Genomic DNA, 21,326 nt, shown 5'->3' with positions numbered 1-21,326 from the left:
AAGGGCATGGGTTTTGTATTCCATGCTTCCGCTCCAATTCATCTCCCCCTCAAGGGGGGAGAATGTTGGGGAGACGGCAAGGCTATCAGGGCCTTTCCGGCCGGCAACGCCCCTAAAGCCTGCCGATATAATCCGCCAGACGCTCGGCCGCGTCTTCCAACTGGCCGGCATTGCGCAGGAAACAGGCCCGGAGAAAGGGCTCGCCGCCGGGACCGAAGGCAGAGCCGGGTGCAAGGCCGACGCCGGTTTTGTCGACGATGTCGAGCGCGGCCCTTCGGCTGTCAGTCAGCCCGTCGACCTTGAGAAAGGCATAGAGCGCGCCGTCGGGCTTCAGCGTCTCCACCCGATTGGTGGTCAACAGCCGGTCGCAGAAAATGTCGCGTCCGGCCCGCGCCCGCTCGTAATTTTCCGCAATCACAGCGTCCCCGTCTCGGATTGCGGCGAGCGCGCCCTGCTGCATAAACTGGGCAACGCCCGAGGTCGTGTACTGAACAAGGTTCTCGATCGTGTCGCCGAGTTCCGGCGGGGCGACCAGCCATCCGATGCGCCAGCCGGTCATCGACCAGTTCTTGGAGAAGGAATTGATGAACACGATCCGGTCGCCGTCTTCCTTGATATCGAGGAAGGAGGGCGCGCGGCCGCCGGCGAAGTGATAGAGCGCGTAGATCTCGTCGGCGAGGATCCAGATGCCGTGGCGGCGCGCGATATCAAGCAGCGCCGACAGGTCCTCAAGGCTTGCCGTCCAGCCGGTCGGATTGGCCGGCGTGTTGACGAAGATCATCCGCGTCTTGTCTGTGATTGCGGCTTCGACGCGGGCCGGATCGAGGTTCCAGCGACCATCGGCGAATTCCAGCGGCACGCCGACCTTCTGCGCCCCGGAAACGCCGAGCGCTGCGGCGATATTCGGCCAGGCGGGGGTGAAGTAGATCGCCTCGTCGCCGGGCTCCGTCATCGCCTCGACCATGATCTTGATCGCATGCATGCCGGAGCCGGTGACATAGACATGTTCCGGCGCAAGCTTCGCGCCGAAATGGCGGGCGTAGTAATCGGCGATCGCGGCGCGCAGCGGCGGGATGCCGCGCTGATGGGTATAGAAGGTCTCGCCATTGTCGAGCGCCGCCTTGGCCGCATCACGGATGAACTGCGGGGTCGGCAGGTCGCCCTCGCCCGCCCAGAGCGGCAGAAGCCTGTCGCGGTCGCGACCGTAATTGATGATTTCGACAATGCCGCTTTCCGGCGCGTCCTGTGCCCTGAGGCTGAGGCTTTTCGTGAGTGACATGCGGTTCTCCGTGCTCAATCCGTTTTAATGCGGAGAACGGCCTGCATTCCATCAAATTCAGGAACGAAATCATTGTTTTTTGTGATGGTATCTGCTGCGACAGTCGCATTTGAAACCGGACGCCGATAGCCTATGGTGGAGAAGGTCCCGAAGGGAGGCGTTTCATGCTGCCGGGCTGGCTGATCTTGTTGGCGGCGCTGCTCTATATCATGCTCCTGTTTGCCGTGGCGAGCTACGGCGACCGGCGGGCAAAGCGTGAACTCGCGCCGCGGTCGGGTCGCAATTTCGTCTATGCGCTGTCGCTTGCCGTCTACTGCACTTCCTGGACCTATTTCGGCGGCGTCGGCCTCGCCGCAACGCGCGGGCTCGAGTTCCTCGGCATCTATATCGGGCCCATTCTGGTCTTCACCATCGGCATGCCGGTGGTCCGGCGCATCGTTTCGCTGGCGAAATCGGAAAAGCTGACCTCGGCGGCCGATTTCCTCGCCGCCCGCTATGGCAAGAACCCGATGGTTGCGGGGCTCGTGGCGTTGATTTCGCTGGCTGCGGCCATTCCCTATATCGCGCTGCAATTGAAGGCTGTTTCGGATTCGGTTGCCGTCATGGTCGGCGGCACGGTTGATCCGCCCTCCGTCGGCGCGGCCTTCGGCGTCGGCCTGCCGCTTGCCGTCACATTGGCGCTCGCAAGCTTTGCCATCGTCTTCGGCACGCGCCACACGGACGCGACCGAGCACCAGGACGGCCTGATCCTGGCGATTGCCATGGAATCGGTGGTCAAGCTGGTGGCCTTCGGCTCCGTCGGCCTGTTCGTGCTGTTCGTTCTCTACAACGGACCTGCCGATCTTCTGGCCGCAGCTCGGGAAAATGCCGCCGCCGCAGCAGCACTCACCTATGAGACGCCAATCAGCCGCTGGGTGCTGCTCACCGTGCTGTCGGCCTTTGCCATCCTGCTTCTGCCGCGCCAGTTTCACGTCACCGTCGTTGAAAACCGCACGGAAGGCGAGCTCAGCCTCGCCCGTTTCCTGTTTCCGGCCTACCTGATCGCCATCAACCTTCTGGTCCTGCCGGTCGCCATCGGCGGCGCGATGACGCTCGACCCGGGCGTGGATCCCGATCTCTATGTGCTGCAGCTGCCTTTGACCATGGGGCAACCCCTGATCTCGCTGGTCACTTTCCTTGGCGGCTTTTCGGCGGCAACCGCGATGGTGATCGTCGCCTCGGTGGCGCTTGCCATCATGCTTTCGAACGATATCGTCAACCCCATTCTGCTGAGGCGGCGCATGATTGCCGGCGGCGCCCACCGCCAGGATTTCTATTCGCTTCTCCTCAACATCCGCCGCGCCTCGATTCTCGGCGTCATGCTGCTCGGCTATGCCTATTACCGCCATATCGACAGCGATCGCGGCCTGTTCTCCATCGGCCTTCTGGCCTTCGCAGCGATCGCGCAGGTGGCGCCGGCGCTCTTCATCGGCCTTGTCTGGCGCACGGCCAACGCACGCGGCGCCATTCTCGGCCTGTCGCTCGGCTTTCTCACCTGGGTCTATCTGCTGTTCGTGCCGAGCCTTGGCGGGCCGGACCATTCGGCGATTGCCGGCGAAGTAATGAACTTCATCATTCCGGGCACCGGACTTTTCGTCGGCCCGGATGCCGATATTCTTCTCAACGTCACCTGTCTGTCGCTGCTGATCAATGTCGCCGGCCTCGTTCTCGGTTCGCTCAGCCGCCAGGCCCGTCCGCTGGAGCGCATCCAGTCCGGCATCTTCGTCAAGCGCCAGGCCCGCTGGCAGTCGTCCGCGCGCGGCATCGGCACGGGCGTTTCCGTCGGCATGCTGCGCGAGACGCTGAATGGCTATCTCGGCACGGAACGCACGGCGCGCTCGTTTGCCACCTTCGAGCGCAATGCCGGCAGACGCATGGGCGATGACGAGCAGGCCGACATGGCGCTCATTCATTTTTCCGAGCAATTGCTCGGCAGCGCCATCGGCTCGTCCTCGGCGCGCCTCGTCCTGTCGCTGGTGCTGCAGCGCGCCGAAGCGGCCTCCGGCGATGCCGCCTTCCTGCTCGACCAGGCAAGCGAGGCGCTGCAATATAATCAGGGCCTGTTGCAGACCGCTCTCGCCCAGATCGATCAGGGCATTGCGGTTTTTGATGCCTCCAACCGGCTCACCGTCTGGAACAAGCGTTTCCGCGCGCTGCTCGACCTGCCGGAAGAGGTCGGCCAGGTGGGCTATCCGCTGATCAACATCATGGGCCGGCTTTCCTCGCGCGGCGATCTCACCGGCGATGAGGCGCGCGAGGCGCTCAGACGTTTGAGAGCGCATGAAAGCGCCTTTCCGATGGTGCTCGACAAGGGGCGGCGGATCATCGAGGTACAGTCGCGCGCCATGCCCGAAGCCGGCATGGTCGTCACCTTCACAGACATCACGCGGCGGGTGGAGGCCGATCTCGCGCTCAAGCAGGCCAACGAGACGCTGGAGCAGCGCGTTGCCGCGCGCACGGCTGAACTGACCGAGGTTAACAAGGCGCTGCGTGTTGCGCGCGCGGCTGCCGACGAGGCCAATATCGGCAAGACGCGGTTCTTCGCCGCCGCAGGCCACGACATCCTGCAGCCGCTCAATGCTGCGCGGCTTTACGCGACGGCGCTCGGTGAGCGCATGCCGGCCGATGGCGAGGAGCGCGCCTTTGCCGAGAAGATCGATTCCGCGCTGCAATCGGTCGAGGATATTCTCGGCGCCGTGCTCGATATCTCCAGACTTGATGCAGGGGCGATGAAGCCGCATTTTGCCGCGGTGAACCTCGGCGAAATGTTGAAGCGGGTCGAAACCGATTTCCGTCCGCTTGCCGATGAGCGCGGGCTGGATTTCACCGTGGTCAAGTCGTCGCTCAAGGTGCGCTCGGACGCCCACGCCCTCAGGCGTCTGGTGCAGAACCTGGTGTCGAACGCGATCAAGTACACGATCACCGGCAAGGTGCTGGTCGGCGTGCGCCGCCATGGCGACCAGGCGATCATCGAGGTGCATGATACCGGGATCGGCATTCCTGCCTCCAAGGCGGAAAGCGTTTTCAAGGAATTCACCCGGCTGGATGAGGGCGCCCGCGCTGCCCAAGGGCTCGGTCTCGGCCTTTCGATCGTCGACCGGCTGGCCCGCATGCTGGAACATCCCGTCGCGCTGTCCTCCGCGCCGGGCGAGGGGACCGTTTTCCGGCTGACCGTGCCGCTGGCAGACGCCGCCAGCGAGACCGCGCCGCAGGCGGCGAAGCCGGCGAGCCGACTGCCCGGTCATGCCATTGCCGGCCTCAAGGTGCTCTGCATCGACAATGAGGAGGCCATTCTGGAGGGCATGCGGGTTCTGCTCGGCGGCTGGGGCGCGGACGTTCATGTCGCCCGCAGCGCCGAGGCCGCCGGTGCGCTCGATATCATGCCTGACGTCATCATCGCCGATTATCATCTCGACAACGGCGGAAGCGGCGTGCGTGCGGTCGTTGCCCTGCGCGAGCATTACCAGCGCCATATCCCGGCCCTGCTTTTGACAGCAGACCGTACCCAGGATGTCCGCGATCTGGCGGCGGAGGAGGATATCGTGGTCCAGCACAAGCCGCTGAAACCGGCTCTGCTGCGCGCTTTCCTCAACCAGATCGCGATCTTCCACAAGGCAGCGGCCGAGTGAGCCGCTGGATCACCGGGCGGTTAATCTGAACCGCCCGGTGATCTGGTTTCTTGCTTTACGCGTCGGGTGATCGAAAAACCGGTAGCCACTTTTTCGCCTGATGCTCTAGCGCATCGGCCCGAAAATCGGAATCGATTTTCGGAAAGCACGATGCGTAGATTCAATAGGTTAGTGCGTCCTTTGTGCGTCCGAATGGACGCACGGCGCTCTAGCCTGTCTGTCCTGCCTGCTTCTGCCGGCGCCAGCGCAGTGACGACCAGAGCGAGAGCCCGATCAGCCCGGCGCCGATCAGGCCGGTGACGGCTTCGGGAATATGGACGAGGGTCTGGGCGAACATGATCACTGCCAGCACCAGGATGGCATAGAAGGCGCCGTGTTCGAGAAAGCGGAAATGCGACAGCGTCTTTCGGTCGACCAGCAGGATCGTCAGCGAGCGCACATACATGGCGCCGATGCCGAGCCCGATCGCGATCACCAGCAGGTTTTTCGTCAGCGCGAAGGCGCCGACCACGCCGTCGAAGGAAAAGCTCGCATCCAGAACCTCCAGATAGATGAAGGCGCCAAGGCCGCCCTGCGCCGCCGTCTTTGCCGCCTTGGCCTGGCTGGCATCGAGAAAGCCGCTGAGGATCTCGACGCCGAGAAAGGTGATCAGCCCGTAAAGCGCGGGATAGAGAAAATCCTCCGAGCGCTCCTCCGCCACAAACCCGGAAAAGATCAGCACGAGGATGAGCGCGACGCCGATCTCGATGCCCTTGATCGAGGCCGAGCGCGCCATCGGCTCCTCCAGCCAGGGCAGCCAGTGCACATCCTTGTCACGGTCGAAGAAATAGGTGAGGCCGACCATCAGCAGGAAGGTGCCGCCGAAGGCCGCGATCGACAGATGCGCATGATGCATGATGTCGGCATAGGCGCGCGGCTCGGCAAAGGCGAGGTGAACCGCGTCCATCGGACCGATCTTCGCGGCAAGCGCCACGATGACCAGCGGAAAGATGAGCCGCATGCCGAAAACGGCGATCAGAATGCCCCAGGTCAGAAAGCGCCGCTGCCAGGCATGGCTCATCGCTTTCAGCTTGTTGGCGTTGACGACGGCATTGTCGAAGGAGAGCGAGATTTCGAGCACCGCAAGCACGGCGGTGATGAACAGGAAGGTTACGGCGCCGCTCGTCCCGAAGCTGAAATAGCCGTAGGCGCCGCTGGCCAGAAGGCCGACCGCCGTGACGATGAAGGCCCATTTGAAATAGGAAAGGGTGGAGGTCATGGCAGCACCTTCGATGGTGCGGCGATGTCGTTGGACGCGCATGCGCCTTGCGCACGCGATCCGACGCGATGGTTGTGAGGCATGATAAACATGTCCGCCGGCTAATTTGCGGGCGGTGCCGACATCACGAGAGCGCCGTCAAACTCTCGCCAGAGGGGCCCGGCACCGGGTTTGCCGTCGTGCGCGGATTTTGGGGGATGGCCCCGTAGCGCGAAAAAATGGCCGGCCCCTGCGGGTCTGCCTTGTTGCGATCGGCGCTCACAGATTTAGCCACGCCGCGCGCGCCGTCAACCCCTCCGGCGTTGCTGCCTCTGATTATGGACTGTCGGCTCCGGCGCTGCGGGTCGCCGACCTGTTTTTCAGCTTGCCGGAAAGCCTGCGGCGGTGGTAATGATCGCCATCAGGCCATGCGCGGGTATGATGTAATGGTAGCCTGTCAGCTTCCCAAGCTGAACGCACGGGTTCGATTCCCGTTACCCGCTCCAATGGATCCGGCTTGCTGAACCGAAGCCGGGGCGCGTTTTACCCTTCTCCCTGGCCTTTGCTCCCGCTGCTTTTTTCTTCTGAACAAGCGTCGTTCGTCCCGCTCGGTCTGTGGGCTGTCTTCCGCCACAGAAACGGGGCGTGATAGAGCTCGGCCAGTGCTTTCCATGCGGCGAAGGAGAGCATCAGCCAGTAGAGCGGCAGGTAGAGCGCATCGGCGCGCATCTGCCGCGCCTCTTGCGGTTCCATCCGTGACAGGCCGAGCCTCATGAACACCCAGTAGCTTGCCAGAATATTGGCAATGTCGATCCCAGACAGCAGTTGATGGAACGGTCCGGGATCATAGTTCGGATGGACGATCGTCGCAGCCGTCATGAACAGCGCGACGAAAAGAAGCGGATGCAGAAGCGATGAAAGGATGACGCCCGCGCCATTGGCGAGGAAAACCAATGCGCCGAGCGTGCCCAGTTCCGAAAAGAGCCGGGATGGCTCGCGCAGGGCCACCAACAGTGTCTGCAGCCAGCCCTTGATCCAGCGCGAGCGCTGGGGGATCCATGTTCCGGCCGAAACCGGCGCTTCTTCAAGCGTCGGCCTGCCGATCACGCCGCAATGATAGCCGAGCCGATGAAGTCGCAGCCCGAGATCGGCATCCTCGGCCACATTGTAGGGGTCCCAGGCGCGACATTTGCGCAAGACTTCGGTACGGAAATGGTTGGACGTTCCGCCAAGCGGCAGGGGAAAGCGGTGTCGCGCCAAAAACGGCAGGATCCCGCGAAAAAGTCCGGAATATTCGCAGGCAAACAGCGCTGCGATCCAGTTTTGCCCGATATTGTCGACGATGAGTGGCGCCTGAAGGCAACCGAGCGAGGCCGGCCCCTTGCGAAATGCCCGCCAGGCTTCGCGCAACTGGTCGGGATGCGGGCGGTCCTCTGCGTCATAGATTGTCAGCAAAGAGCCGCGTGCGCCGGACAGCGCGTAGTTCAGTGCCTTCGGCTTGGTGCGGGGCAAGGCTGGCGGGACGCAGACCAGTTCGAAATGCGGCGGCAGGTTCTCAGCCCTTATGGCGGCAATGGTGGCGCTGTCATCTGCTTCGCAGACAAGCTTGATGTCGAGCCGTGAGGCCGGCCAGTTCAAGGCTTTCATATTGTCGACCAGTTGCGGGATCATGTTGGCTTCGCGGTAAAGGGCGATCAGCACGGAATAGACGGGCATGGGACCGTCTTCTCCCGCCGCCGCGGGCTCGGCTTTCCGTCTGTGCCCGCTCCTCACCGCCGCTAACCGGATGATGAGGGAGAGCGCGTAAAGCATTAAAAACAGGATATGCGTCACGAGCAATGTCTCGGCGGTGAATAGCACGAGGCCTGTAAGTAGGGTGGCAACGCCGCCGCCAAGCAGAAATCCCTGCTTGCCCCAGAAGACGATCCTTGCCGAGAAGCGTGGCTCCCAGATCATCAACCGGTGAATGGTGTTGGCGAGCCGGCGCTGGGCTCCCACCTGCCAGACGGTCTCGCGGATCGACGACGGCATGGTCACCACCACGGCGCGGCGGATCGCGGGGCGGAAGGAAAGGCGGTCGTGCAGATCGGCCAGGTCGCGCGCGCGCGGGATGATCGCGAATGTGGCGCCGCCCTCGCCGCTTTCCAGGCGCAGGCCCGAGGGGGAGGCGAGCAGGCGGTCGATCTTCCGCCGGTCGGCGACCGAACCGGCATCGATTGAGGCGAGGAAGGGGAGGCCGAGATAAAAGGCGAGCCGGCGATAATAGGCCTCCGGCGCAACAGCGCCCGCTGCGAGAAGTTCGTCCTCGATGGCGGTGCCGTTCCGCCGGGCGGATGTCTCGGCCGGTTCGATCAGCGCGTCATCAAAGCCGAGCCGGCGCAGCATGCGCCGTTCGCCGGCAAACGGATCGTCGACGGATCCGTGTTGCCGGGTCGATGACTTCGGGCTTGGGCGCGATGATGCGAACAAGGGCGAAGCCTTCATCGAGCCCTCCTTTTAACCCGCTATGCGCGTAACCTCGCAGGTTTCAAGTAAAGGCCGAATTTTGAAAAATCACAACATGTAATAGTAAGGAATCTTTATACACGCAAAGATTCCTGAATATTTCAACCTGAAGAAACGAAAACGGTCTTAAATTCCGAAAATGCACTCAAAGCGCGCGGTAGCGCGCAATTGCGCCGCGCTCGATTGCCGAGCAGGTCAGCTTGTCGAGATTCAACCGATCACGCAGCAGTTGCAGCAGGCGGATCTCCTCCGGACGGATCGCCTGGTCCACCGACATGATCTCCACCGCAAGCGCATAGGCGGTGTCGTAAAGCCGTGCCGGCAGCGTGTCGCGGATGATTTCGAGGGCGATATCCATGCCTTCGCTGCCGGACAGGATGTCGGCGCAGGCATGGGCCACATCGGTGATGCGGTCCTCGTCGAACCCTTTGAAAACTGGAAGAGAGCGGGTGATATGGCCGATGCGGGAAAGTTCGCTGTCGCTCATGGCGCTGTCGACGGCTGAAGCCATGACCATCACATAGATCAGGGCATCATAATGGTTAAGCGGTGTCCGGTTCATGGGCATGTCTTTCGATTGAATGCGGGCGATTGAATGCGGGCGATTGAATGCGGGCGATTGGATGCTGGTTCGATCTGCTACTGGCTTGCCCAGATGATGCGGGCAATCCATTCCACCGCTGCAAGATCGAAGGTCAGGTTTTCATGGGCGGGATTGATCGACATGAGTTCGATCTGGCGGCTGGTGCGGCGCACCAGAACCTTGGCCATGACTTCGCCCTCATGGGTCTTGACCACAACGCGGTCGCCCTTGCGGGTCTCGGCATTGGCCTCGACGATCAGCACGTCGCCGTCGCGGTAGAGCGGCAGCATGCTGTCGCCCTGCACCTCGAGCGCGTAGACGCTGTGGCTGCCGCGCGCGGGTGCGGGAAAGTCGACCTCGTCCCAGCCCTGGCCGACGGGAAAGCCGCCATCGTCGAAAAAACCACCGGTCCCGGCGCGGGCAAGGCCGAGCAGGGGAATGGTGGAGGGCTGCGGCGGGAATACGCCTGAAGGCGGCGCGCCTCGCTCTGCCGCACGACCGCCGGCTTCCGCGCGGAGAAAGGCGGAAAGGTCGCTGCCGGTCGCATCCAGAACCTTGGCGATGGATTCCATCGAGGGCCAGCGTTCGCGCCCGTCCTTGCCGAGCCGTTTGGATTTGTTGAAAGCGGTCGGATCAAGGCCTGCCCGGCGCGCCAGACCCGAAGGGGTCAGCTTGTGGCGCGCGGCCAGATCATCGATCGCGTCCCAGATGGCGCTGTGGCGAAGCCTGCTGGACATGGCTGTTCACTCCGGCCGCGATGGCGCGTTGATAACGACCGGACTATACCGCATGGCTTGTCGCCGCGTAAAGCCATGACAGGAATAAAATCCTTTGTCGGTCTTCAGGCAACCATGGCCATGTTGACCTTGCCGAGCTGGATCACCGCCTGGGTGCGGCTGTCGACATTGAGCTTCAGCAGGATCGCGGAAACATGCGCCTTGACGGTCGCCTCGGACACGCCGAGCTCATAGGCGATCTGTTTGTTGAGAAGGCCTTCGCACAACATGCGCAGCACGCGCGATTGCTGCGGCGTGAGCGTCTGCAGCCGTTCCAGCATGTCGGCGATGTCGGGATCGGTCTCCTCGCCGCCCTCGAAATCCTCGGGCGTGTATATTTCGCCGGACAGAACGGTGCGAATGCCGTTGCGCAGTTCGTCGATGCCCGCGGATTTGGATATGAAGCCGGAAGCGCCGAGCGCCAGCGAGCGGCGGATCGTGTCCTCGTCGTCGCTTGCAGAGATCACCACGATCGGCAGGCTGGAAAATTCCGCCTTGAGCGTGATCAGGCCGGAAAGCCCGCTGACCCCTGGCATGGCCAGATCAAGAAGCAACAGGTCCGCTTCGGGGTTTTCACGGGCGGCCTGCTGCACGCCGTCGAAATCGCCGGCCTCAACAACGGCGTAATAGGTCGCCATGCCGCTGATGGCCTGTTTCAGGGCACTGCGGAACAAGGGATGATCGTCGGCGATCAGAATTGTCTGTCCGGTCATTTCCTGCCTCCTCCCAAAGGCAATGTCACAACCTCGGCCATTTGTCACGTGATAGAGGCAACGCGTCAATGCTGCAACAAATCGGCGAAAATTTCTTCCATGATCGCGTGTTTGAGCGGGATATCAATAAAAAAAACCGGATCGGCACGGAAAAGCCGGCATTTGCTGTTGCTTTCGCGCGGCGGGTCTCAATTGTCATGGACTTTTGCCCCTTACTGGTTCAAACCGTGCCGCAACCAGGCCACGGGAGTCGATGCCCATGTCGCAACCGATATTCAAGATCGTCGCGCGCCCAGAATGGCAGGCCGCACGCGCCGCCGGCGTCTATCAGGGCGCTGCCGTCGACCTTGCCGACGGGTTCATCCATTTTTCGACGGCAAGCCAGGTGGCGGAGACCGCGGCCCGCCATTTTGCCGGCAAGCGCGATCTGTTGCTGGTCGCCGTCGACCCCGAGGCGCTCGGACCCGCGCTCAAATACGAGCCGTCGCGCGGCGGCGCGCTCTTTCCCCATCTCTACGCGGCCCTTCCCCTTTCCGCCGTGCTCTGGGAAAGGCTGATCCCCGAAAATCGGGACGGCGGCCATGATTTCAGCGGGCTATTGTCATGATCAACCTGTTCAAATGCGGCGCGCGCAACGCCGTTTTCATGCTCGATCCGGAAGTGGCCCACAGCCTCACCGTCAAGGGCATCGCCTCCGGCCTTCTGCCGCGCGCGCGCCACGCCGCCGATCCGCGCCTTGCCGTTTCCGCCGCCGGCCTGTCCTTTGCCAATCCGCTCGGCGTCGCCGCCGGCCTCGACAAGAACGGCGAGGCGATCGACGGTCTGGTCAAGCTCGGCTTCGGCCATGTGGAGGTCGGCACGGTCACGCCGCGCCCGCAGCCGGGCAATCCGAAGCCCCGGCTTTTCCGGCTGGTGAAGGACGAGGCGGTGATCAACCGCATGGGCTTCAACAATGACGGCCATGAGGCGCTCGCAGCCAGGCTCGCGGCCCGAAAGAGGCGCGGGATCATCGGCGTCAATATCGGAGCGAACAAGACGTCCGAAGACCGGATTGCCGACTATGTCGCGGGCATCGCCCGTTTCGCCTCGCTTGCCGACTATCTCACCGTCAACATTTCCTCGCCGAATACGCCGGGCCTCAGAGACCTGCAGGCGCGCGAACAGCTCAGGCAGTTGCTCGATGCGGTCGCCGGAGCGCGGGAGAAGGCGGAAACCCGTTTGCCGGTGTTCCTGAAGATTGCGCCGGACCTCACCGAGGCGGGGCTTGACGATATCATTGCCGAGGTCGCGGCAAGCACGCTCGACGGCGTGATCGTTTCCAACACCACGCTTGCGCGGGACGGCCTGACGGACGCAAGGCTGGCGGGCGAAAGCGGCGGCCTTTCCGGCGCGCCGCTGTTTGAGCGCTCGACGGCGCTTCTGGCGCGCGTCAGGCAGCGTCTCGGGCCGGAAAAGGCGATCATCGGCGTCGGCGGCGTTTCGACCGGCGCCCGCGCGTTGGAAAAGATCCGCGCCGGCGCCGATCTGGTGCAGATCTATTCCGGCATGGTCTATGAAGGTCCGCAACTGATCGCCGACAGTCTTGCCGCCATGCTGGAAGCGCTCGACAGGGAGGGTGCGTCATCGCTTCGCGAACTGCGCGATACGGCCGTCGATGAATGGGCCGAAAAACCGTTTAAGGCTTAACTGCTGAGGCACATGGACCAGAAAGGCGTGTTGCCGGACTTCGGGCTCGTCGCCTTGGCTACGCCAAGATGGGAATAATTTCCCAGCATGTTCTCCAGATGCTTGGGCGAATTGACCCAGGCCTGAAATGCCCGCTCGGGCGTTTTCTGATGCATGGCGATGTTTTCGGCGGCCGGTAGCGGCAGGTCGTTGCGCTTGAAGCGGGCGGCAACGCTTTCCGGGCCGGTGATGTGGTTCATCCTGTCGGCAAGGGCCATGCGGCTTGCCTGATCGTCCGCAACCGCGTTGCAGGCCCTGGACGCGCTGACCGGGGCAAGGCCGCGGCTTTCCCGCAGATCATTGACCCAGGGCAGGAAGGTCGATGTCATCGTCGTGGCGCTGACCTCGCCGCGCGGCAGGCCGCTGCCGGAAAAGAGGCTGCAGGCCGAAAGCCCGATTGCGAGGACGGAAAGAGCAAAGGTTCGGCGGCTGGTCGTGGATAGGGTCAACGGCGATAGCTCAATATGCGGATGATGATGAAGACGGGCACGACGATGATGGCGCCGAGCACGAAATAATGGCCGATCTCGCCGAGCGCTGCAAAGCCGCGCCGCCAGAGATTGCCGAAGAAATCGATGACGCCATACCAGAGGTCGAGCGGGTAGATGTTGAGCGCGGACAGGATGAAGCCGACGATCAGCGAGACCACCAGCAACCTGACGATCGTGCCGATAACGGTGCCGCCCAAAAATCGATTGACTTCATTGCTCATTGCGCGCGTCCTTTTTCCGACCCGTCCTTAAGGCGACATTGGGGCGCAATCAAGATGGAAACCGCTCCCGGGAAAGGCAAGACCCGCCGCGCAATTCCGCTTGCTTTTCGTCCTGAAAAGCGACATTGGCGATCAGTCCAACTGTCCGGTCCCGACCCATTTGAACATCTTATTCTTCTCCTCCGGCGATCTGATCGCCGATCGCCGCGCCGACTATGCGCGGATGCTGGATGAGGCCGGCGAATTCTCTGCCGCCGCCGAACTGATGGAACAGGCGCTCGACCTTGCGCCCGACTGGCCGGCAGGCCTTGCCATGCTCTCAGCCTATCTCGAACATGCCGGCGAGACCGATCGGGCGATCGAGGCGCTGGAAATCCTCGAAAGGCTCGATGACGGGGACATTTTCGCCGCACGGCTGAAACTCGCTGTGTTGGGTGCTGCGCGCCCGCCCGCTCATCCGCCCGGTCGCTATGTCGAGGCGCTTTTTGATTCCTATGCCGAGCATTTCGACGAGGCGCTGACGGAGCGGCTGGATTACAGCGCGCCTCAGCGTCTCGCAGCCCTCCTTGCCGAAACGGAGGGCCCTGACCGTCGGTTCGAACTGGCTGTCGACCTTGGTTGCGGCACGGGGCTTTCCGGCGAGGCGTTTTCAGACCGCGTCACCCGGCTTGAGGGTTTCGATCTGTCGCAGAACATGTTGCAGAAGGCGGAGGAGAAGGGGCTTTATGATGATCTGGGACAGGCCGACCTGTTGCTGGCGCCGGAAGAAAGCGGCCTCTTCGCCGAAGGCATGTCATGGCAGCGCGCCGATCTGGTGGTCGCGGCAGACGTGCTGATGTATCTCGGCGGCCTTGAAAGCCTGATGGCGAATGTCAGGGCGCTGATTGCACCAAACGGGCTCTTCCTGTTTTCTGTGGAGGCCGGAGAGCCGGAAAGCGATTTCACCCTGCTGCCCTCGCTGCGCTACGCGCATTCCGCGGCCTATGTCAGGAAGCAGCTTGCGCAGGCCGGCCTGTCTTTGAAGGCGGAGCGCAGCACGGTCTTGCGCAAGGATGCAGGCGAACCTGTGCCCGGCATCCTGTTTCTGGCCGGGCGGAACATCATGCCGTCGTGAGGCGTTCGAGAAGAGGTATTTTGGAAAACCTCACCAAGGAGGCCAGTCATGACCCTGACACCGGAACTCTGTCACGCCGCTCGCATCCTCGCCCATATCGACCGCGAGGCGCTTGCCCATGAAAGCGGCCTCGCCGAAGACAAGATCGCCGAATTCGAAAACGGCACGGCGGAATTCGGCGAAGCCAGCCGCGACAAGCTGAAGGCGACGCTCGAGGCGCTCGGCGTCGTTTTCCTGCCGGAAGAAAAGGAAGGCGGCGTTGGCATTCGCCTGAAGTTCACCGAGAGCGAAACCCGCCGCATCCTCAACTGGGAAGGCGAGGGCGGTCGCGTCAACCAGGACGACGTCGTCTGAGGATTTGACGAAGGCCCCGTTTTGGTTGAAGAAGAGGCCGGGATGCGCGCCAGCGTCCCGGTCATGTCATTCAGGGGGCGCCCTTTGTCGGGGCTCCTGTTCCAGCCGGACGATGGTCACGTGTCAGAAAACAGGTTTCTCAGAAACATCCTCAATTCAACCTCCGAAAGCCATTCGGTGCTGGAGGATGTCCAGGGCATCGTTACCGGCGCGATGCTCGCCTCGCTCGGCGTTCTGGTGCTGAAGGCCGGCGGGCTTCTGACCGGCGGCACGGCGGGCCTTGCCTTTCTTCTGGTCTATTCGACCGGCATCGGCTTCGGGCTTGCCTTCTTTGCGGTCAACCTGCCGTTCTATTATTTTGCCTGGAAACGGCTCGGCCTCGCCTTCACGCTGAAGACCTTCATCGCCGTCGGCCTCACCTCCGTGCTGACCGGCATCATCCCGCAATTCCTGACGATCGGCGAGACCCATCCGCTGGCTGCCGGCCTCTTCGGCGGCGCGCTGGTCGGAACCGCGCTTCTGATCTTCTTTCGCCACAGCGCCAGTCTCGGCGGTTTCGGCATATTGGCGCTGTTCCTGCAAGACCGGTTCGGCTTCAAGGCAGGCTATGTCCAGCTTGGCCTCGACGGCATGGTGCTGGTGCTGTCCTTCTTCGTGGCAACGCCTTTCATCATCGCCTGCTCGATTGCCGGTGCGCTGGTCATCAACCTCATCCTCGCCTTCAACCATCGCCGCGACCGCTATATCGCAATGTAGAAAAGCCTTTCCCGTGGCGTTGTTTCCTGTAATCGTAGCCTCATGAACGAAACGGAAACATTGCCGGAGCGCTTTCGTCGCTGGTTTGCGGCAAAGGGCTGGAAGCCGCGCCCGCACCAGCTGGACCTGCTCAAGCGCGCCGGCGGCGGCGAGGATATGCTGCTGATCGCGCCCACCGGCGCAGGCAAGACGCTCGCCGGCTTCCTGCCATCCCTTGCCGATCTCGACGCCCGAGGCCCGCAGACGCCCGGAACGCGGCCGCGCGGGGTCCATACCCTCTATATCTCGCCGCTGAAGGCGCTGGCCGTCGATATCGCCCGCAATCTGGAACAACCCGTCACTGAAAGCGGCCTTGCCATCACCATGGAGACCCGGACCGGCGACACGCCGCAGGCCAAGCGCCAGCGTCAGCGCCTGAAGCCGCCGGATATCCTGCTGACCACGCCGGAACAGCTCGCGCTTTTGCTGGCCGGAAAGGACGCTGACCGCTTCTTCGAGGATCTGCGCTTCGTGATCTTCGACGAACTGCATTCGCTGGTCACCTCCAAGCGCGGCCATCTCCTGTCGCTTGGCCTTGCGCGGTTGAGGCGGCTGCGCCCGGAACTGACGGCGATCGGCCTCTCGGCCACGGTCTCCGACCCGATGGAGTTGCAGCGCTGGCTGGTGGCCCAGACCGGCGAGGTGGACCCGCCCCATGCCGGGCTGATCACCGTTGCCGGCGGCGCGCGGCCGGAAATCACCATTTTGAGGGCGTCACAACGCATCCCCTGGTCCGGTCATTCGGCGCGCTATGCCGCGCCCGACATCTACGAGGAACTGAAACGGCGCAAGATGACGCTGATCTTCGTCAACACCCGCTCGCAGGCGGAGATCGTGTTTCAGGAACTCTGGTCGATCAATGACGACAATCTGCCGATTGCGCTGCATCACGGCTCGCTTGATGTCGGCCAGCGCCGCAAGGTGGAGGCGGCGATGGCGGCCGGCAGGCTCTGCGCCGTTGTCGCCACATCGACGCTCGACCTCGGCATCGACTGGGGCGATATCGACCTTGTGATGCATATCGGCGCGCCGAAGGGCGCAAGCCGGCTTGCCCAGCGCATCGGCCGCGCCAATCACCGCATGGACGAGCCGAGCCGCGCCATTCTCGTTCCCGCCAACCGGTTCGAGGTTATGGAGTGCCAGGCCGCGCTTGATGCCAATTATGTCGGCGCGCAGGATAGCCCGCCGATTGGCGACGGCGCGCTCGATGTACTGGCCCAGCACGTGCTCGGCATGGCCTGTGCCGGCCCCTTCGATCCCGACCTGTTGTTTGACGAGGTGCGCTCGGCGCTACCCTATAATGGGCTTTCCCGTGAGACCTTTTTCCGCGTGGTCGATTACGTCGCCACCGGCGGCTACGCGCTTCGCACCTATGAACGCTATGCCAAGATCAGAAAGACCGCCGACGGCCTCTACCGCCTGACCCACCCGGATTTCGCCCGCCAGTACCGGCTGAACCTCGGCACGATCGTCGAGATGCCGATGCTGAAGATCAGGCTTGTGCGGCCGGGCAAACGCGGCGGACCCTTGCGCGGCGGCGCGGTGCTGGGGGAGGTCGAGGAATATTTCATCGAGATGCTGCGCCCCGGCGACACCTTCCTGTTCGCCGGCAAGGTGCTGCGCTTCGAGGGCATCAGGGAAAACGAATGCATGGCGTCCGCCGCCTTAGACAGCGACCCGAAAATTCCGGCCTATGCCGGCGGCAAGTTTCCGCTGTCGACCTTTCTGGCAGACGGCGTGCGGGCCATGCTGGATGATGAAGGGCGGCGCAAGGCGCTGCCCGCCTCCGTGCGCGAATGGCTTTCGCTGCAGGCGACGCACTCGCACCTGCCGAAACGCGGCGAACTTCTGGTCGAAACTTTCCCTCTGGAAAACCGCTTCTACATGGTCGCCTATCCCTTCGAGGGCAGGCTTGCGCACCAGACTTTGGGCATGCTCCTGACCCGCCGGCTGGAGCGGGCGGGCGCGCAACCGACCGGCTTCGTGTCCACGGATTACTCGCTCGCCATCTGGGGGCTGAAGGATATCGGCGCGATGCTCGCCTCGGGCGCGCTCGACCTGAAGGCGCTGTTTGACGAGGACATGCTGGGCGATGATCTCGAAGCCTGGCTCGATGAAAGCTACATGCTCAAGCGCACCTTCCGGGCCTGCGCCACGATCGCCGGGCTGATCGAGCGGCGCTATCCGGGCAAGGAGAAGACCGGCCGTCAGATGACGGTGTCTGCCGACCTGATCTATGACGTGCTGAGAAGCCACGAGCCGGATCATATCCTGTTGCAGGCGACCCGCGCGGACGCGGCTTCCGGCTTGCTGGATATTGCCCGCCTTGGCACAATGCTTCAACGAATCAAGGGGCATCTGACGCATTACCGTCTGAAGCGCGTCTCGCCGCTCGCCGTCCCCGTGCTTCTGGAAATCGGTCGCGAAAGCGTCAATGGCGGGACCGGCGAGGCGGTGCTGCGCGAGGCTGTCGACGAACTGGCGGCAGCTCTCGAGGCGGCGGAAAGCGAAGACGCACACCCACAAGGGCAGGACGAAACCGGCGTATGAACTTGGGCACAGCATCACTCAAAAGCGAGCGTTTCGATGACGCCGGGCCGCGTTTTGCCGGCCATCCGGTCGTGTTCGATTACTCCGGCGCGCTGGTCTTCCCGGCGCTCTCGCTGCTCGTCGTCTCCGACCTGCATCTGGAACGCGGCGCGGCGCATGCCCGGCGCGGCTTTTTCGTGCCGCCCTATGATACCACGCGTCAGCTTGCGTGCCTTTCGGCCGTTATCGCCCGCTATCGCCCGGCCCGCGTCGTCTCGCTCGGCGACAGTTTTCACGACCGCGTCGGCGCGCGCGAGATGGCGGACGATCACCGCGCGGCGCTCTCGGCGCTTGCCACAGGCCTTGATTGGGTGTGGATCAACGGCAATCACGATCCCGACGGCGTTTTTGGCCTGCCGGGCCGCGTCTTTGATGAATGGACATGCGAAGGGCTCACCTTCCGTCATGAGCCGTCGCGAGGGGGAAAAGCGGAAGTTTGCGGTCACCTTCACCCCTCCGCCACGCTCAGCCGTCCGGGCAAGTCCGTCCGGCGACCCTGTTTCGCGACGGACGAGAACCGGCTGATCCTGCCGGCCTTTGCCACGACGCGCGGTGGCCTTGACCTTCGCCACAAGGCCTTTTCCGGCCTGTTCGACCGCACGACGCTCACCGTCCACATGCTGGGGCCGGACCGCGTCTATGCGCTGCCCTTTGTGGCGCTCGCACGATGATGCATGACGATGAAGTCCCCATCGACGAAGCGCTTGCAAAGAGCTTGATCGAAACGCAGTTCCCGCGTTTTCGCGGTCTGACCGTTGCGGCGCTTGCCGGGGCCGGTACCGACAACGTGATCTTTCGCATCGGCGACGAGGCGGCGGCGCGGTTTCGCCGGCGCGCGATGGACCCCGCAGAATGTTCTGCTCTGCTTTTGGCCGAAGCCGAGGCGATGAGTGAGCTCGCCGAAAACTGCTCCGTCCCGTCACCGCGACCGCTCGGTCTTGGCCGTCCCGGTCTGAGCTATCCGCTGCCATTTTCGGTGCAGACATGGATTGCGGGGGATGTCGCGACGCCTGACGGACTTGCCGCATCGGATGAATTCGCGCGGGATATCGCGCGGTTGATCGCCGGTTTCCGCCGGGCGGATACCCGCGGCAGGCCTTTCGGCGGGAAAGGCAGGGGCGGACGACTTGCCGACCATGATGACTGGATGGCTGTCTGTTTTGAAAAGAGCGATGGCCTGCTTGATGTCGCACGCCTGAGAGCCCTTTGGGACCGGTTTCGGCTCTTGCCGCCGCCCGGCACGCTGGTCATGAACCACAAGGATCTGATACCGGGCAATCTACTGGTCGAGTATGGCCGGCTTGCCGGGGTGCTCGACGGCGGCGGGTTTGGTCCGGCCGATCCCGCGCTCGATCTCGTGGCAGGCTGGCATATGCTCGATCGTGAACGGCGGATGCTGTTGCGCCGCCATCTGGGATGCGACGATGCCGAATGGCAACGCGGGGCGGCCTGGGCATTCCAGCAGGCAATGGGGCTTGTCTGGTATTACCGCCGCACCGCGCCAGCCATGGCGACGCTCGGCGAAAGCACGCTCGGGCGGCTGCTAGAGGATCTCAGTTCTTCCTGAAGACGACGCTGGCGAACCAGCCGGAGAACAGCGCGATGAACACCGCGCCGAGGCCGTAGAACAGCGGGTATTCGTGGGCGGCGGTGGTCAGCTGGGCCTCGAGCCCGGTCTTGACCACATTCAGCGGCAGGTTCTGGGTCGAGATCTGCCGGCCTTCCTTGAACAGATAGGCCTGCACCGTGTGGGTGCCTTCGGGAATGTTCACCGGCAGTCTGAGGCTCGCGCGAAACAGGCTGTTGGAGACGAATTTCACGCCGTCATCTTCCGTATCGTAAAGTCCGTCGGCCGCGTTCAGCCGGAGCATCGCCTGGCGGAAGGTGGCGACATCGCTGGCATCGCCGAAATAGCCGACCGGCGAAATGCGCAGATGGGCGACGCCAATGCCGCCGGAATTCAGTTCCTGCGGCGAGGTGACGTCTTCCAGCGGGCGCGTGCTGGAGATCGAATAGGAGCGCGGGACATGTTCGAAGGAAATGGTCTGGCGGTTGATCCAGATGCCGAAGACCCGCTCCTTGCGGCGCACATCGGCCTCCGCCTTCGGGCCTTCGAGGATCACGACGATGTCATAGCCGCCTTTCGACAGCAGGATCGGATCGGCATCGTTGATCGCGCCGAAGACGGTGAGGTCGGCGCCGGAGAAATCCGAGGTGATGGCGATCTCGTTGGTCGAGGTGCCGATCTCAAGCGTTTCCTGCTGGATGACCGGCGCCTGTTCCTGCGCCAGGGAAAGGGCGGGCGCAAGGAGGAAGGCGAGGAGCGACAGAAGGAGTTTCATCATTCCGGCGCTCCCTCGAAGACGACGGAGAAAAGATCGGTCGGGGTTGCCACCAGGCCGATGGCGAGGCGCACGCCGACGGCAAGAATAAGCAGCGCCAGAAGCGCGCGCAACTGCTCGCCCTTCAGCTTCTGGCCGACGCGCACGCCGTATTGCGCGCCGATCACGCTCGACAACATCAGGATCGTGGCAAGCACGATGTCGACCGCATAGTTGGTCACGGCCTGTACCACGGTGGTGTAGGCGGAAACGAAGATGATCTGGAACAGAGATGTGCCGACGACGATATTGGTCGGAATGCGCAACAGGTAGATCATCGCCGGCACCATGATGAAGCCGCCGCCGATACCGAGCGAGGAGGTGAGCACGCCGATCGAGCCGCCGAGCAGGAACACCGGAATGACACTCAGATAGAGCTTCGATTTCTTGAAGCGCATCTTGAAGGGCAGGCGATGGATCCAGTTGTGCTGGCCGGGCTTGCGGAAGGAAACCGGTTTCTGGCTGGCGCTGCGGCGGATCGCCCTGATGCTTTCCACCAGCATCAGGGTGCCGATCGAGCTCAACAGCACCACATAGAGGATCGAGATCACCAGATCGAGCTGGCCGAGATCGCGCAGAAGCGAGAACAGCCAGACGCCGATCGTCGCGCCCACGAGACCGCCGGTCAGAAGCACCGTCCCGAGCTTCATGTCGAGCGTGCCGCGGCGGAAATGGGTGAGCGTGCCAGAGACAGACGAGGCGACCACCTGGCTTGCCCCGGTGGCAACGGCGACGACCGGGGGGATATGGTAGAAGATCAGAAGTGGCGTGATCAGGAATCCGCCGCCGACGCCGAACATGCCTGAGAGAAAACCGACTGCCGCACCCATGCCGAGAATGACGAAGATATTCACCGAAAGTTCGGCAATCGGCAGGTAAATCGACACGCGTTTCC

General features: G+C 63.1%; 19 protein-coding genes and 1 tRNA gene. 10 read left to right on the top strand and 10 right to left on the bottom strand.

Annotation, left to right across the window (positions count from 1 at the left end):
• Positions 1–112 precede the first annotated feature (112 nt).
• A complete protein-coding gene (locus tag FF124_RS05930; protein ID WP_138747570.1) occupies positions 113–1,279 on the bottom strand; it encodes a pyridoxal phosphate-dependent aminotransferase in 1,167 nt (388 codons plus the stop codon).
• A 164-nt stretch (positions 1,280–1,443) separates the two neighbouring features.
• Here FF124_RS05930 and FF124_RS05925 point away from each other — a divergent pair, with 164 nt between their 5' ends.
• Positions 1,444–4,947 (top strand): PAS domain-containing hybrid sensor histidine kinase/response regulator, encoded by a 3,504-nt coding sequence (locus FF124_RS05925; RefSeq protein WP_138747569.1) that lies wholly within the window; start codon positions 1,444–1,446, stop codon positions 4,945–4,947.
• A gap of 208 nt (positions 4,948–5,155) precedes the next feature.
• Here the strand turns inward: FF124_RS05925 and FF124_RS05920 are convergent, their stop codons facing one another.
• Positions 5,156–6,205, bottom strand: a complete 1,050-nt coding sequence (locus FF124_RS05920; protein ID WP_138747568.1) for a DUF475 domain-containing protein — start codon at positions 6,203–6,205, stop codon at positions 5,156–5,158.
• 411 nt (positions 6,206–6,616) lie between these two features.
• Between FF124_RS05920 and FF124_RS05915 the strand changes: the two genes are divergently transcribed.
• Positions 6,617–6,690 (top strand) — tRNA-Gly (locus FF124_RS05915).
• 37 nt (positions 6,691–6,727) lie between these two features.
• On the opposite strand, the gene FF124_RS05910 is transcribed toward FF124_RS05915, so the two are convergent.
• The 4 genes from FF124_RS05910 to FF124_RS05895 all read right to left on the bottom strand — a co-directional run bounded on the left by FF124_RS05910 (position 6,728) and on the right by FF124_RS05895 (position 10,761).
• Complete coding sequence (locus FF124_RS05910) at positions 6,728–8,668, bottom strand: glycosyltransferase family 2 protein (RefSeq protein ID WP_138747567.1); 1,941 nt, start codon at positions 8,666–8,668, stop codon at positions 6,728–6,730.
• 166 nt (positions 8,669–8,834) lie between these two features.
• Complete coding sequence (locus tag FF124_RS05905) at positions 8,835–9,251, bottom strand: tellurite resistance TerB family protein (RefSeq protein WP_138747566.1); 417 nt, start codon at positions 9,249–9,251, stop codon at positions 8,835–8,837.
• Positions 9,252–9,328: 77 nt separating this feature from the next.
• Complete coding sequence (locus tag FF124_RS05900; RefSeq protein WP_138747565.1) at positions 9,329–10,009, bottom strand: S24 family peptidase; 681 nt, start codon at positions 10,007–10,009, stop codon at positions 9,329–9,331.
• Between the two features lie 104 nt (positions 10,010–10,113).
• Positions 10,114–10,761, bottom strand: coding sequence for a response regulator (locus FF124_RS05895; RefSeq protein WP_138747564.1), 648 nt, complete (start codon positions 10,759–10,761; stop codon positions 10,114–10,116).
• A 259-nt stretch (positions 10,762–11,020) separates the two neighbouring features.
• On the opposite strand from FF124_RS05895, the gene FF124_RS05890 reads away from it, so the two are divergent.
• Positions 11,021–11,368 (top strand): DUF952 domain-containing protein, encoded by a 348-nt coding sequence (locus FF124_RS05890; protein WP_138747563.1) that lies wholly within the window; start codon positions 11,021–11,023, stop codon positions 11,366–11,368.
• Positions 11,365–12,447, top strand: a complete 1,083-nt coding sequence (locus FF124_RS05885) for a quinone-dependent dihydroorotate dehydrogenase (protein ID WP_138747562.1) — start codon at positions 11,365–11,367, stop codon at positions 12,445–12,447. Before FF124_RS05890 ends, FF124_RS05885 begins: the two co-directional genes overlap by 4 nt.
• Here FF124_RS05885 and FF124_RS05880 read toward each other — a convergent pair.
• Both FF124_RS05880 and FF124_RS05875 read right to left on the bottom strand, forming a co-directional pair.
• The gene (locus FF124_RS05880) at positions 12,444–12,935 is read right to left on the bottom strand and encodes a CAP domain-containing protein (RefSeq protein ID WP_138747561.1); all 492 of its coding nucleotides are present in this window, start codon (positions 12,933–12,935) and stop codon (positions 12,444–12,446) included. The two genes, FF124_RS05885 and FF124_RS05880, sit on opposite strands and share 4 nt — an antisense overlap.
• Positions 12,932–13,198: a DUF6460 domain-containing protein gene (locus FF124_RS05875; protein WP_138747560.1), complete on the bottom strand. Its 267-nt coding sequence runs from the start codon at positions 13,196–13,198 to the stop codon at positions 12,932–12,934. Before FF124_RS05875 ends, FF124_RS05880 begins: the two co-directional genes overlap by 4 nt.
• Before the next feature lie 160 nt (positions 13,199–13,358).
• Here FF124_RS05875 and FF124_RS05870 point away from each other — a divergent pair, with 160 nt between their 5' ends.
• The 6 genes from FF124_RS05870 to FF124_RS05845 all read left to right on the top strand — a co-directional run bounded on the left by FF124_RS05870 (position 13,359) and on the right by FF124_RS05845 (position 19,617).
• Entirely contained in the window at positions 13,359–14,312 is a 954-nt protein-coding gene (locus tag FF124_RS05870) for a class I SAM-dependent methyltransferase (RefSeq protein ID WP_246072209.1), read from the top strand.
• Positions 14,313–14,360: 48 nt separating this feature from the next.
• Complete coding sequence (locus FF124_RS05865; protein ID WP_246072207.1) at positions 14,361–14,666, top strand: XRE family transcriptional regulator; 306 nt, start codon at positions 14,361–14,363, stop codon at positions 14,664–14,666.
• 120 nt (positions 14,667–14,786) lie between these two features.
• Positions 14,787–15,422 (top strand): YitT family protein, encoded by a 636-nt coding sequence (locus FF124_RS05860; protein ID WP_246072205.1) that lies wholly within the window; start codon positions 14,787–14,789, stop codon positions 15,420–15,422.
• Between the two features lie 42 nt (positions 15,423–15,464).
• Entirely contained in the window at positions 15,465–18,011 is a 2,547-nt protein-coding gene (locus FF124_RS05855; RefSeq protein WP_138747559.1) for a ligase-associated DNA damage response DEXH box helicase, read from the top strand.
• A complete protein-coding gene (pdeM, locus tag FF124_RS05850; RefSeq protein WP_138747558.1) occupies positions 18,008–18,721 on the top strand; it encodes a ligase-associated DNA damage response endonuclease PdeM in 714 nt (237 codons plus the stop codon). The genes FF124_RS05855 and pdeM overlap by 4 nt, the downstream gene beginning before the upstream one ends.
• On the top strand, positions 18,718–19,617 hold the full coding sequence (locus FF124_RS05845) for an aminoglycoside phosphotransferase family protein (protein ID WP_210237444.1): 900 nt from the start codon (positions 18,718–18,720) through the stop codon (positions 19,615–19,617). Before pdeM ends, FF124_RS05845 begins: the two co-directional genes overlap by 4 nt.
• On the opposite strand, the gene FF124_RS05840 is transcribed toward FF124_RS05845, so the two are convergent.
• Positions 19,604–20,395, bottom strand: coding sequence for a TIGR02186 family protein (locus FF124_RS05840; protein ID WP_138747557.1), 792 nt, complete (start codon positions 20,393–20,395; stop codon positions 19,604–19,606). The genes FF124_RS05845 and FF124_RS05840 overlap by 14 nt on opposite strands.
• A complete protein-coding gene (locus FF124_RS05835; RefSeq protein ID WP_138747556.1) occupies positions 20,392–21,318 on the bottom strand; it encodes a sulfite exporter TauE/SafE family protein in 927 nt (308 codons plus the stop codon). Before FF124_RS05835 ends, FF124_RS05840 begins: the two co-directional genes overlap by 4 nt.
• Between the last annotated feature and the right edge of the window lie 8 nt (positions 21,319–21,326).

The sequence above is a fragment of the Martelella lutilitoris genome (assembly GCF_005924265.1).
Lineage (GTDB): Bacteria > Pseudomonadota > Alphaproteobacteria > Rhizobiales > Rhizobiaceae > Martelella > Martelella lutilitoris.
This window is presented reverse-complemented; position numbering and strand designations above follow the sequence as displayed.